Source organism: Streptomyces seoulensis, from assembly GCF_004328625.1.
Classification (GTDB): Bacteria; Actinomycetota; Actinomycetes; order Streptomycetales; family Streptomycetaceae; genus Streptomyces; species Streptomyces seoulensis.
In genome coordinates, this window is the sequence record NZ_CP032229.1 from 401,230 (window position 1) to 412,934 (window position 11,705).

Consider the following 11,705-nt stretch of genomic DNA (forward strand, 5'->3'; position numbering starts at 1 on the left):
GCTGTGCTCAGGGCTGTGCGAAGAGCCGGGCGCAGGTGTCGCGGTGGTGGGCGAGGTCGTCGCCCAGGTAGGCGCGGACTTCGCCGAGCAGGGCGGCGAAGTCGGCCTCGGTGCCGTGCTCCACGGTGTCCGCGACCCGGTGCACCGCCTCGGCCAGCGCCTTGCGGGCCGCCCCCGCCTCGGCGTTGGCGTGCTGGACGTCCCAGTACACCTCCGGGGTGCCGGAGGCGATACGGGCCAGCAGGGCGAGCAGCGTGGTCGCGGGCGGCGGTGCGACCGGCCGCAGGTCGGCGGCGGACACGCCCGTACCGGCCAGGGCCAGCCCGAAGCCGAGGACGGCGGCGTGGGTGAGCGCCTGGGAGGCGGCGGCGAGCCGGTCGTGCTCGGCGGCGTCGACGCGTACGACGGTGGCGCCCCACTGCCCGATCAGCTCCAGCAGCGCGGTGACGCCGGGACCATGGTGGACGACCACGGCGGCGACCGGCCGCCCGGCGAAGCCGAGCGCGGGCGCGAACATCGGGTTGAGGCCCACCGCCTGGACGCCGGGGGCGTGTTCGCGTACGGCGCGGGTGACGGCCTGCTTCACGGACAGCGTGTCGGCGAGCACCGCGCCCGGTGCCAGCGCCCCGGCGAGGCCCGGCAGCGCGGCGAGCGCCACCGGCTCGGGCACGGCGAGGACGACGAGGTCGGCCCGGCCGAGCGCGGCGGTGAACTCCGCGCCGGGGTCGGTGATGTCGCCGCGCAGCCGCCGTGCCGTGCCGGACACCGGGGTTTCGGCGGGGTCGACCACGGTCACCTCGGTGCCCGCTTCGAGCAGCCGCTCGGTGAACAGCCGCCCCACGGCCCCGGCCCCGCCGACGACGACGGCCCGCCGGGTCACGACCGGCCCCCCGCGGAGGACGCGGCCGGGCCAACCTCAAGGGCGGTCTCCAGCACGGCCGTCACCATCGCCCGCGACTTCACGACCGTCTCCTCGAACTCCTCCTCGGGGTCCGACAGCGCCACGATCGCCCCGCCCACCCCGAACGCGACCCGGTCAGGCGTGGCGACGAGGGTGCGGATCACGATGTTGAGATCGGCGGCCCCGCTCAGCGAGAACCAGCCCAGCGACCCGGAGTAGACCCCGCGCGGCCCCTCCTCCAGCCGGTCGATGATCTCCATGGTGCGCAGCTTCGGCGCCCCCGTCATCGACCCGCCGGGGAAGGCGGCCCGCACACAGGAGACGGCCGTCTCCTCGGGCCGCAGCGTGCCACGGATGGTGGAGACGAGCTGGTGCACGGGCGCGTAGGTCTCCACGTGGAACAGGCGCGGTACGTGCACGGACCCGACCTCGGAGACCGAGTTGAGGTCGTTGCGGATCAGGTCGACGATCATCAGGTTCTCGGCGCGGTCCTTCTCCTGGCTGAGCAGGTCCTGCCGCAGTTCCTCGTCCTCGGCCGGGGTGGCGCCGCGCGGCCGGGTGCCCTTGATGGGCTTGGACTCGGTGACCCGGTCCGTGCCGACCGTGACGAACCGCTCGGGCGAGGCGCTGAGCACGGCGACGCCCTGGAAGTCGAGCAGCGCCCCGTACGGCACCGGGCTCAGCCGGCGCAGCCGCGCGTAGGTGGTGAGCGGGTCGATGCGGACGTCCATGACGGCGGAGTTGGTCAGGCAGACCTCGTACGTCTCGCCCTGCCGGATCTCCTCCAGGCTCTGCCGGACCCGGTCGAGGTAGGCGTCCTTGCCGTGCCGGAGCCGCAGGAGGTCACGGGCGTCCGGGTCGGTCATGCCGGTGTAGCGGGCCGGGGGCTCTGGTGCGGTGCCGGGGGCGGGCAGGGCGCGCAGACTCGCCTCGGTGTCGTCCAGCCAGCGCAGGGCGTCGCGGTCGTCGCCGTCGGCGGAGAGGGCGAGGAGGTAGGTGACGCCCTCGGTGTGGTCGACGGCGAGCATGCGGTCGGTGAACAGCATGGCCGCGTCCGGGGTGGCGGACTTGTGCACGGCCTGGCCGCCGGTCTCGGCCTTGAGCTCGTAGCCGAGGTAGCCGACGTAGCCGAGGTTGAACTCGAAGGGCAGCCCGGCCGGTACGGGCACGGCGCGGGCGCGGATCTGTTCGTCGAGGTACTCGAAGAAGCCCTGCTCGACGATCTCGCCCTCGTCGTCGGCGCGGCCGGGGCTGCGGACGGTGACACCGCCGTCGGAGACCCGGTAGCTGACGTACTCGGCGAGCGGGCCGCGGCCGTCGCCGAGGAAGGAGAAGCGGGACAGGCCGTCGATGACGGCGCCGCTGTCCAGCCAGAAGCTGTGGGCGTCCCCGGCGAAGAGGGACCGGTAGGCGGCCTCGGTGTCGGGCTGGAGGCCGATCCGCCGGGTGTGCACGGTGTACCGGGAGCCGCCGGCGCCGGTGGCCCGGTGGGCGAGGGCGAGGCGGCGGAAGTTGCGCAGCAGGTCGCGGCCGTACTCGCTGCTGATGGACTCGGGGTGGAACTGCACGCCCCACACCGGCCGGGACACATGCCGGACGCCCATGATCACGCCGTCCCCGGTCCAGGCGACGGCCTCGAGTTCGTCGGGCAGGTCGGTGGCGGCGAGCGAGTGGTAGCGCACCACGTCGAAGGGGCTGGGGAGTCCGGCGAAGAGGTCGGTGCCGTTGTGGTGGACGGCGGAGATCCGGCCGTGCATCGGCTCGGGCGCGAGGGCGACCGTGCCGCCGAACAGATGGGTGATGCCCTGGTGGCCCAGGCAGACGCCGAGCACGGGCAGTCCGCTGTCGAGGATGGCGCGGGCGCTGATGCCGAAGTCCCGCTCGCGGTCCGGGCGTCCGGGTCCGGGCGAGATGACGACGGCGTCGAACTCCTCCAGCCGCAGCGCGGACCAGTCGGCGCCGTTGCGGACGACGACCGGCGGCCGTCCGTTCACCTCGCCGAGCAGCTGGTAGAGGTTGTAGGTGAAGGAGTCGTAGTTGTCGATGAGCAAGGTCCTCACGAGGAACCTCCGATCACCCGGTCCTCGACGCGGCAGGTCTCCTCGATCACGAGGTCGTACAGCCTGCGCAGGAACTCCCGGTCGATGCCGTGCCGTTCGCCGTAGCGGGCGGCGCGTTCCTGGACGATGCCGATCCGGTGCGGCTGCATCATCGGCACGTCGTGCTCCCGCTTGAAGTGGCCGATCTCCACGCACTTCTCGATCCGGGCCCGCAGTTCGTCAAGGAAACGTCCGTCGATCGCGTCGAGCTCCGCCCGAAGGTCCTCGATGGTGACGCCGGCTGTCGGCCTCTCCCCCATGGCTGCCCCTCCCGCCTGTCCACGGTCCGAATGTGCCCGCCACCGGGGCCGGCCCGCCACCGCCCCGATAGCTCGGATCACCGCAGTGCACACAGTGCGGGGATCGATACGGGGACAAGCGGGACAAGTCGGCGGGCCCCGGAGGCGGCCCGGCAGCGGACCGGCAGGAGGCCGGAGGGGTCAGATCCGCAGGAACGCCGGTGCGCCGGGCGCGGTGGCCTCGGCGACCGTGCCGTCCTTCGCGGGGTGGTCGCGCAGCAGGTCGGCGACGATCTCGGTGGCGAGCCGGTGCCAGGTGGTCAGGCGGCGCAGCATGGCGTGTTCCGCCCCGGTGATCATGACCATTCCGGCGTGCGCGCCGGCCGTACGGGCCCGCAGCACGAAGTCCACCGAGTCGTCCGCGCCGGTGATCCGGTCGGCGTCGCCGTGCAGCACCACGAGCCGCTGTCCGTGCAGGTGGACGGCGGGTTCGGCGGCGGGCAGCCAGGGCGCGAGCGCCAGCACCCCGCGCACGGCCGGGTGGGCGGCGGCGTGCAGGGCGGCGCGGCCGCCCATGGAGTGGCCGACCAGCACGACCGGCAGCGGGCCGAACCTCTCCTGGAGTTCGCCCAGCGCGCGCAGCACGTCGTCGGCGGCGGCTCCGCCGTTCCAGCCCCGGTGCCGGTAGCGCACCTCGCCGAGCAGGATGCCGTCCGACGGCAGCCCGGTGGCGACCGCCCGCAGCACGGGGCGCATGCGCAGCGCGGCGAGGTGCCAGGGCCTGCTGGCGGAGACGTCGTCGGCCCGGCCGCCGTGCAGGGTGAGCACGGCGGCCTTCGGCGACTTCGGGGCGTACCGGACGACCAGCGCGCTCTCGGGGTCCTCCGCGCCCTCGCCGCCCTGCTGGTGCGTCGTCTCGTCCGGGCCGTCGCTGTGGACTCTCAACGGGGTCGCCTTCCCTTCGGGCGGTCGTACGGGATCGTCACGGGGAATCCGTAGCCGCTCGGCGCGCGGTTTGGTCACAGGGTCCCGTTCCGCCCAGTGCGACGGGCGGGACGAAAGTACGTCTGAGAGGGTCGGACCGGGGCACATGTGCTCAGGCAAGGACTTCTCACCGTGACGACCGAGGTGAATCATGACCAGCCAGACCAAGGATCTGACCCCGAAGTACACTGTTCCCGGCCTCGAACGTGAGGCGGCCGGCAAGCTCATCGGTCTGCTCCGCCTCCGTCTGCACGCGCTCAACGACCTCCACCTCACGCTGAAGCACGTGCACTGGAACGTGGTCGGACCGCACTTCATCGCCGTGCACGAGATGATCGACCCGCAGGTCGACCGGGTCCGGGACATGGCCGACGACGTCGCCGAGCGAACCGCCGCCCTCGGCGGTGTCGCCCAGGGCACGCCGGGCGCGCTGGTGTCCGAGCGCACCTGGGACGACTACTCGATCGGCCGGGGCGACGCCATCGCGCACCTCGCCGCGCTCGACGTGGTCTACACCGGTGTGATCGAGGGCGTACGCGCCGCGGTCAAGGAGGCGGGCGAGATCGACCCCGCCACCGAGGACCTGCTGATCGAGCAGCTGCGCGACCTGGAGCAGTTCCAGTGGTTCGTGCGGGCGCACCTGGAGAGCGCGCGGGGCACGCTCGCCACCGACGACGTGCACTCCGAGAAGGAGGCGGCCGCCAAGGGCGCCGAGATGAGCTGAGCCACCGGTACGGAATGCGCCGCGCGCCGCCGCCCCTCGTGGGCGGCGGCGCGCGGAGTTTCCCACGTCCGGTCAGGGCGGGAAGTCGCCCCGTTCGCGCGCGGTGCGCAGCACCTCCTCCACGTCACCGAGCCGGTCCAGGCCCTGGACGGCCCGCGAGGTGCGGTTGTTGGCGGCGAGCAGGTCGCGGTGGCGGTGCACGAAGGCCCAGTAGCCGGTGGTGTACGGGCAGGCCCGTTCCCCGGTGCGGTCCCCCGGCTTGTAGGCGCAGCCACCACAGAAGTCACTCATCCGGTGGATGTAGGCCCCACCCGAGGTGTACGGCTTGGTGGTCATCCGGCCGCCGTCGGCGTACTGGGACATGCCGACGACGTTGGGCAGCATCACCCAGTCGTAGCCGTCGACGAAGCAGCGGTGGAACCAGTCGGTGACCGCGCGCGGCTCCCAGCCCTGCTGGAGCGCGTGGCTGCCGAGCAGCATCAGGCGCGGGATGTGGTGGGTCCAGCCGGTGTCGCGTACCTGGGCGAGCGCGGTGGACAGACAGCGCGCGGTGACGGCGTCGGCGTCGAGTTCGAGGAACCAGTCGGGCAGCGGGGTGCGGGCGCGGAGGGCGTTGCGGTCCCGGTAGTCCTCACCGAAGTACCAGTAGAGCTGCCACACGTACTCCCGCCAGCCCGCGACCTGCCGGACGAACCCCTCCGCGCTGGAGATGGGCGCCTCGCCGGAGCGCCAGGCGTGCTCGGCGGCGTGGACGACCTCGGCCGGGTCGAGCAGGCCGAGGTTGAGGGAGGAGGAGAGGAGGCTGTGGCTCATCACCGGGTCGGCGGCGAGCATGGCGTCCTCGTGCGGGCCGAAGCCGGCGAGCCGGTGGCCGGTGAATCGGCGCAGCGCGGCCAGTGCCTCCCGGCGGGTGGCGGGGAAGCGGCGCGGGCCGTCCCGGCCGACGAAGGTGATGCCCTCCTCGCGCTCCCAGCGGTCGAGGTCGGCGCGGACCTCGTCGTCGATCTCGTCCTCGCGGGGCCGGTAGGGCTTCGGCGCGTCGAGGGTGCGGGCGCCCTTCGGCGGGGGTTCGCGGTTGTCGTGGTCGTGATTCCAGCGGCCGCCGGCGGGTTCGCCGCCGTCCATGAGGAGGTCCAGCTCCCGGCGTACCCAGTGGTAGAAGTCCTCCTGGCGCAGCCGGTGGCCGCCGCGTCCGTCGGCCCAGGCGCGGAAGGCGTCCTGCGGGAAGAGGAAGCCCCGGGCGGGCAGCACGCGCACCTTCTCCAGCGAGCGGACCAGGCCGAGCGCGGCGCGCGAGGTGGGGTGGTGGACGGTGACGCGGCCGCCGCCCGCCGCCTCGCGGAGTCCCTCGCGGTAGGTCTCGGCGCGGACGTACCGGACGCGGTCGCCCAGTTCGGCGGCCCGGTGGCGCATCGCGGAGAGGATCAGATGGGCCTTGGCCCGGTGGAAGCGGCGGCGGCGGAAGACCGAGCGCGCCTCGATCAGCACCACGGGGGCGTCGTGAGCGGGTCCGTCGGGGCCGGGGGTGAGGAAATGGGGGCCGAGCTGGTCTCCGAACAGCCAGTGCCGGTCGGTCATCGCTGCCACTCCTCGATCGGGCGGGTGCGGTGGACCGCGCAGGTGGGGAGGTATCCATGTGGCGTGGATCTCATGGCGGTCGGGTGAAACACTTGCCGTTTGACAACTATGACCAAGAGGCAAGAAAGTATCCGGTGTCACAGCAGGAGGGGAAGGATCAGGGATGTTCCGGTCGGCGGAGGCCGCTCCGTTCGCCGGTCACCGGGCACGATCCACGGCAGCCCGGTCGGCTGCGGCCCGGTTCGCTCAGGCGGTGCGGGACCCGGAGGACTCGTCGTACCCGTGTATCTGCTCCGACGCGACCGCGCAGAACGCCTCCAGGCCGGTGAGCAGGGCACTGCGGTCCCCGGCCGACATCCGCTCCAGCACCGAGCGCAGCGTCTCCTCGCGCCGGGCGCGCAGGTCCGTCAGGAAGGCCCGGCCCCGGCTGCTCAGGTGCAGCCGCACCTCGCGCCGGTCGGTACGGCTCAGCTCGCGCTCGACGAACCCCGCCGCCTGCAGCCGGTCGCACAGCCGGCTGGTCGAGGGCGGGGTGGAGGCCAGATGGTCCGCGAGCGTCCGCAGGTTGATGCCCTCCTGGTGTTCCAGAATGAGCAGTACGCGCAACTGGGACGCCGAGGCGGGAGCGGTGGAAGCCCGGCCCCACAGCACTTCCAGCAGTTCCGCGGCCGTGGAGGTCACACGCGCGACTTCGACGGGTTCTGGGCGGGGGTGGAAGTTCGTCACGGTCACACTCTCGCAGGTACGGGGACGACCCACAGCCTACTAGCAGGCAAGACGGTCCGGAATATCCAAGAAGACGGCACGATACGTCCACCACTCGGCCCATCGCGGGGCGGGCGTAGCGTTCATACGGGTGAGAGATTGGCATACCTACGATCGTGAACAGATTCATGGCTGTCGAGCGGGCGCTGCGCACGGCACCTCCCTACGCCCTGGCCGACACCGTCCGCCGGGAGCTGGCCGGGCTCTACGCGGCCGAGGCAGTGGAGTTCCTCGTGGCCGATTACGGCCTCACCATGCTTCAGCCGGTGACCACGCCTCCGCACGCGCTGCCCCCGGTCTCCCTGCGCAACGGCCCCGCAGGCCGCGCCTTCGGCGCGCAGGAGCCCTTTCTGGAGAGCCTGGTCGACCAGCGGCTGCGGGTGCAGTTGCCGGTCACCGTGCACGGGGACCGGGTGGGTGTGCTCACCGTGACCCTGCCCGACACCGAGGACAGCCGCGCGGCCCTGCCGGAGCTGGCCGACATCGCCCAGGTGCTGGGGCACGAGGTGCTGGTCGCCGACCGCGAGACCGATCTGTATCTCCAGGCCCGGCGGCAGGACCGGCTCACCCTGGCCGCCGAGATGCAGTGGCAGCTGCTGCCCGGCCACTCCTGCTCCCTGCCCGAGTTCGACCTCGGGGCCCAGCTGGAACCGGCGTACGCCATGCACGGCGACAACTACGACTGGTCCTCCACCGCCGACCGGCTCACCCTGTACGTCTCCAACGGCATGGGCGAGGGCATAGAGGCCGCGCTGCTCACCAACCTCGCGGTCAACGCGCTGCGCAACGCCCGCCGGGCCGGCATCCCGCTCGCCGACCAGGCGGCCCTGGCCGACCAGGCGGTGTACGCCCAGTACCGGGGACACCGCTATCTGTCGGTGCTGATGCTGGACATCGACCTCGCCACCGGGCGGGCCCGGGTGGTGGACGCCGGCTGTCCGCAGCTGCTCCGGATGCGCGACGGCGCCGTGGAGCACATCGGCTTCGAGGCGCAGTTGCCGCTCGGCATGTTCGAGGAGACCGACTACGTGCCGCAGGAGCTCCAGGTGGAGCCCGGCGACCGGCTGATCTTCGTCAGCGACGGCGTGTACGCGGTCGCGTCACCCAGGGGCGAGTCCTACGGGGACGCGGCGCTGACCCGAGCCATCCAGGCCACCCGGCTGCTCCCGGCCTCGGAGGTGCCCGGCGCGGTCCTGCGTGAGCTGGCCGAGCACCGGGGCACCCCGGCGCCGGACGACGACGCGCTGGTCGTGTGCCTGGACTGGCACGGCCGCTGAGCGCACCGCGCTCCGCGAGACCGGCCCGGTGCGGCCGCCGTACGGGTACGGCGGCCGCACCGGGCCGGTTCCTGTTCGCCTACCTATTCGACGAGGCGCAGCGAGCGGCGGGCCGGGGCCGCGCGCAGTTCCTCGGCGGCCACCGGGGCCCCGGTGTCGGCGTCCACGTAACTGACGCGGATCACCGGGTCGCCGGGCGTGTCGCGGCCGGCCGTGGCGTCCAGGGCGAACAGCACCGCCACCGGCCGGGCCGTGTCGCCCTCGCCGTGGACGCCGGAGTAGTGCAGGATGCGCCAGCCGTCGCTCTCCCAGTGGTCCAGCAGCGCGGAGCGCACCACGGGTGACGTGGTGTGCCAGGCCAGGGAGTGCTCCAGCAGTTCGACGCTGGCGGCCACCGGCACCCGTGGCGCCCCGCCCCGGCCGGTGAGCGGGTGGCCGAACACGCGCAGCAGGAGGCGGCGCAGCGGCAGCAGCAGCCGGCGGTCCAGGTCCGCCGAGAGTGCGGCCAGGACCAGCGCGCCCACGGCCAGCAGTGCGGCCGAGGCCGCCGGCCGGTCCCCGAGCGCGCCCCACCAGGTGCGGCGGGCCACCGCCGCCGTGAGCCCGCCCGCGAGGACGAGCGCGGCGCGGGCGAAGGCGCGCCAGGTGACCGGTGTGTCCTCGCTCGCGGAGCAACCGCAGGTCGCCTGAGGGGCCCGTGCCCGGCCGTAGCCGAGGTAGCCGAGGAATCCGGCCCCGAGGAGCGCGGTGGCCGCTCCTGGCAGCGCGCTGCCGGGTGCCGCCAGCAGGGCCCCGGCCAGGAGCAGTTCGGCCCACCCGGTGGCCCGCAGCACCCGGGCGGCCCGCTCGCTGCTGCTCAGCAGGCGGGCCAGCGCGGTCTTCGGCGCCGTGACGACGACGTCCGGGCCGAGGGCCTTGGCCGCGCCGGTCCAGCCCAGCAGACCGGCGAGCAGCAGCGGGAGGAGTCCCGTGGTCAGTGACAGCATCAGCGTCTCCCCATGTCCCGTTCAGTGCCCGACGGAGATGCGGACGACGTCCACCGAGTCGTCGGACGGCCTCCAGGCGCCCAGCACTTGGGCGCTCTGTCCGATGCGCAGCCGGGACAGGTCGGAGGTCAGTCCGCGCCCGGCGTAGGAGGCGCCGGTGTCGGTGAGGATGTTGCCGACGACCTCGTGCTGCCCGTGGGCGAGGTGGACCCGGTTCCTGGCGATGCCCCGGATCGTGGTGTCGAGGTTGACGATGTTCACCCAGACCGCGTCGGCGGCCACCGTGCCGTCCGGCATGGGGACTCCGCGCGCGTAGAGTCCGTCGCCGACCTCGATGACCTCGGCGGTGGCCGGCCGCACCTTCCACACGCTGGTGACGTGGGTCATCTGCACGCGCGCGTGCCCGCCGCCGGAACCGGCCACCTCCAGCACGCTGCCGGTGATGCCGGTGATCCTCCCCTCCACGAAGGAGGACTTGGCGATGGCCGGGTCCAGGGAGGGCTCGGCGGCGAAGGCCGCGTCGGCGTCCAGTCCGCCGAGCGCGCTCGCCCCGACGATGGTCGCGCCGCCGAGGGCCGCGGTGGTGAGGAAGCGGCGCCGGCGCATCCCCTCGGCCGGTACTCCCGTGGTGTTCCGTGCGTTCATGCCGGGCCTCCTCACTCGTAGATGTAGACGGGGAGCTTGCCGGAGCTGAGGTTGCCGATCGCCGAGAAGGCGGCCGGGGTCAGGTCGAGCACGCGGTTGGTACGGCAGGCGCCGTTGCAGCAGGTCGCCTCGCCGCACCAGTCCTTGGTGCGGGGTCCGCAGTCGGTGATGGTGATGCACACCGTGGCGCCGGAGCACTGGTGGCGGACGTTCATCACCGAACCGCAGCCGCGCCGGGGGATGTTCTCGCCGCAGAGGTCGGGGCGGGTGATGCTGAAGCAGTTCGCCGAGGCGTTGGGCCAGGCGCCGTGATGGGCGCTGGACTGGCAGTTGCCGCAGGCGCCGCCACCGGCGCTGCCGCAGGGCCCCCACGAGTTGCCGCAGCAGAACCAACTGGTCTCACCGGCCCAGAGGCTGGTCGATCCGCAAGCCATCGTGCATTCCTCCCTTATTGCAGGTACATGACAAACCTGGGGTGGGGTGGAGCGATGGAGCGATGGAGCGATGGAGCGCTCCCATGATGCGCGCGTCTACGCGGGTTGCATAGAGCACGTGCGCGACCTCCGAGCGTGAGGGGAGCGGGCCGAAAACCCCCTGGACTGTGACGCGGTGGACCCCGTACGGCACCATGGCCTCATGGTGAACCGCAGTCAGACGTTTGAGGAAGCGATCCCGCCGGCGGTGGCGTACTCGAGGGCCGACGGAGAGCTCTGGGTGATCGGACTACGGGGCCACCTCGATCCCGAAGAACTCGACTCGGTGGAGGACGCCACCGAGGACGCCCTGGTCCGCTGGACCGGGCCGCTCGCGTTCGACCTGCGGCAGGTCGGCTTCTGCGACTCGTCGCTGCTCAACCATCTGCTGCGTACGGCGCGGCGCCGGAGAGTCGGCGTCTTCGGCGGTGACGGGACCGTGCGGCGCCTGTTCGAACTCACGGGAGCGGACAGCCTGCTGCCCTCACGACCCGACCTGGAGTCGCTCCGTCCCGCCCTGTCCACGCTGCCGCGTCAGGCGCGCCCGTGAGCGGCTCCCTCCCTCTCACCGGCGTGTACCGACCGGGCGGGGGCACGCGGAGGGAAAGCACGCCCGCGCGAAAGGGGCTCATGTTCACCGCACACTCCCAGGCATCGTCACCGGCCGACGCACGTCGGCTCGCGGCGGCGTACCTGGATGCGCACTGTCCCGGCGCGGACGCGGAGGCGGTGCAGATCGTCGTGAGCGAGCTGGTCACCAACGCCGTCCGGCACACTCCCGACGGCACCTGGTCGCTCGTCCTCAGACGGGAGGAGGGACAGCTAATCCTGGAGATCACCGACGACAGCCCGGAGCTGCCGTCCCCGCGCGTCGACCCGCCCCTGGACGGCCGAGGGGGTCTGGGACTGGGTCTGGTGGAGAAGCTCAGCGACCACACCGCCGTCGAGCCCACCGCGCGGGGCAAGACGATCACCGCCTGGTGGAAGCTGCCCACCGGCCATCCGTCGGAGCGTCCGGCCTCGGAGGGCTGAGG

Annotated in this window: 13 protein-coding genes; 4 read left to right on the top strand and 9 right to left on the bottom strand. The window is 72.9% G+C overall.

Features of this window, described 5'->3' with window-relative positions; genetic code table 11:
* Positions 1-7: 7 nt before the first annotated feature.
* From D0Z67_RS01850 to D0Z67_RS01865, 4 genes are all read right to left on the bottom strand, one after another.
* Entirely contained in the window at positions 8-880 is an 873-nt protein-coding gene (locus D0Z67_RS01850; RefSeq protein WP_037774646.1) for a prephenate dehydrogenase/arogenate dehydrogenase family protein, read from the bottom strand.
* Positions 877-2,961, bottom strand: a complete 2,085-nt coding sequence (pabB, locus tag D0Z67_RS01855; RefSeq protein ID WP_031180431.1) for an aminodeoxychorismate synthase component I — start codon at positions 2,959-2,961, stop codon at positions 877-879. The genes D0Z67_RS01850 and pabB overlap by 4 nt, the downstream gene beginning before the upstream one ends.
* A complete protein-coding gene (locus D0Z67_RS01860) occupies positions 2,958-3,260 on the bottom strand; it encodes a chorismate mutase family protein (RefSeq protein WP_031180430.1) in 303 nt (100 codons plus the stop codon). The genes pabB and D0Z67_RS01860 overlap by 4 nt, the downstream gene beginning before the upstream one ends.
* A gap of 180 nt (positions 3,261-3,440) precedes the next feature.
* A complete protein-coding gene (locus tag D0Z67_RS01865; protein ID WP_234312675.1) occupies positions 3,441-4,184 on the bottom strand; it encodes an alpha/beta fold hydrolase in 744 nt (247 codons plus the stop codon).
* A 190-nt stretch (positions 4,185-4,374) separates the two neighbouring features.
* Here D0Z67_RS01865 and D0Z67_RS01870 point away from each other — a divergent pair, with 190 nt between their 5' ends.
* A complete protein-coding gene (locus tag D0Z67_RS01870; RefSeq protein ID WP_031180428.1) occupies positions 4,375-4,947 on the top strand; it encodes a Dps family protein in 573 nt (190 codons plus the stop codon).
* Between the two features lie 72 nt (positions 4,948-5,019).
* Here the strand turns inward: D0Z67_RS01870 and D0Z67_RS01875 are convergent, their stop codons facing one another.
* Both D0Z67_RS01875 and D0Z67_RS01880 read right to left on the bottom strand, forming a co-directional pair.
* On the bottom strand, positions 5,020-6,525 hold the full coding sequence (locus tag D0Z67_RS01875) for a cryptochrome/photolyase family protein (RefSeq protein WP_031180427.1): 1,506 nt from the start codon (positions 6,523-6,525) through the stop codon (positions 5,020-5,022).
* A 246-nt stretch (positions 6,526-6,771) separates the two neighbouring features.
* Positions 6,772-7,257 carry a MarR family transcriptional regulator gene (locus D0Z67_RS01880; protein WP_078873165.1) on the bottom strand — a complete coding sequence of 162 codons (486 nt, stop codon included), beginning with the start codon at positions 7,255-7,257 and terminating at the stop codon, positions 6,772-6,774.
* Between the two features lie 161 nt (positions 7,258-7,418).
* Between D0Z67_RS01880 and D0Z67_RS01885 the strand changes: the two genes are divergently transcribed.
* Positions 7,419-8,567 carry a PP2C family protein-serine/threonine phosphatase gene (locus D0Z67_RS01885; protein ID WP_031180425.1) on the top strand — a complete coding sequence of 383 codons (1,149 nt, stop codon included), beginning with the start codon at positions 7,419-7,421 and terminating at the stop codon, positions 8,565-8,567.
* Positions 8,568-8,650: 83 nt separating this feature from the next.
* On the opposite strand, the gene D0Z67_RS01890 is transcribed toward D0Z67_RS01885, so the two are convergent.
* The 3 genes from D0Z67_RS01890 to D0Z67_RS01900 are packed head-to-tail and all read right to left on the bottom strand — an operon-like array spanning position 8,651 to position 10,632.
* A complete protein-coding gene (locus tag D0Z67_RS01890) occupies positions 8,651-9,553 on the bottom strand; it encodes a MauE/DoxX family redox-associated membrane protein (RefSeq protein WP_051887545.1) in 903 nt (300 codons plus the stop codon).
* 21 nt (positions 9,554-9,574) lie between these two features.
* Positions 9,575-10,198: a hypothetical protein gene (locus D0Z67_RS01895; protein ID WP_031180423.1), complete on the bottom strand. Its 624-nt coding sequence runs from the start codon at positions 10,196-10,198 to the stop codon at positions 9,575-9,577.
* 11 nt (positions 10,199-10,209) lie between these two features.
* A complete protein-coding gene (locus tag D0Z67_RS01900) occupies positions 10,210-10,632 on the bottom strand; it encodes an RlpA-like double-psi beta-barrel domain-containing protein (RefSeq protein ID WP_031180422.1) in 423 nt (140 codons plus the stop codon).
* Between the two features lie 280 nt (positions 10,633-10,912).
* On the opposite strand from D0Z67_RS01900, the gene D0Z67_RS01905 reads away from it, so the two are divergent.
* Positions 10,913-11,221: an STAS domain-containing protein gene (locus D0Z67_RS01905; protein ID WP_158713886.1), complete on the top strand. Its 309-nt coding sequence runs from the start codon at positions 10,913-10,915 to the stop codon at positions 11,219-11,221.
* An 80-nt stretch (positions 11,222-11,301) separates the two neighbouring features.
* Entirely contained in the window at positions 11,302-11,703 is a 402-nt protein-coding gene (locus D0Z67_RS01910) for an ATP-binding protein (RefSeq protein ID WP_051887543.1), read from the top strand.
* Positions 11,704-11,705: the final 2 nt, after the last annotated feature.

What these genes read in the sequence shown, in the direction of transcription:
- D0Z67_RS01890 (WP_051887545.1), bottom strand. Translation starts at nt 9,553, where the DNA reads ATGCTGTCACTGACCACGGGACTCCTCCCGCTGCTGCTCGCCGGTCTG.
- D0Z67_RS01895 (WP_031180423.1), bottom strand. Translation starts at nt 10,198, where the DNA reads ATGAACGCACGGAACACCACGGGAGTACCGGCCGAGGGGATGCGCCGG.
- D0Z67_RS01910 (WP_051887543.1), top strand. Translation starts at nt 11,302, where the DNA reads ATGTTCACCGCACACTCCCAGGCATCGTCACCGGCCGACGCACGTCGG.
- D0Z67_RS01860 (WP_031180430.1), bottom strand. Translation starts at nt 3,260, where the DNA reads ATGGGGGAGAGGCCGACAGCCGGCGTCACCATCGAGGACCTTCGGGCG.
- D0Z67_RS01885 (WP_031180425.1), top strand. Translation starts at nt 7,419, where the DNA reads ATGGCTGTCGAGCGGGCGCTGCGCACGGCACCTCCCTACGCCCTGGCC.
- D0Z67_RS01900 (WP_031180422.1), bottom strand. Translation starts at nt 10,632, where the DNA reads ATGGCTTGCGGATCGACCAGCCTCTGGGCCGGTGAGACCAGTTGGTTC.
- D0Z67_RS01870 (WP_031180428.1), top strand. Translation starts at nt 4,375, where the DNA reads ATGACCAGCCAGACCAAGGATCTGACCCCGAAGTACACTGTTCCCGGC.
- D0Z67_RS01875 (WP_031180427.1), bottom strand. Translation starts at nt 6,525, where the DNA reads ATGACCGACCGGCACTGGCTGTTCGGAGACCAGCTCGGCCCCCATTTC.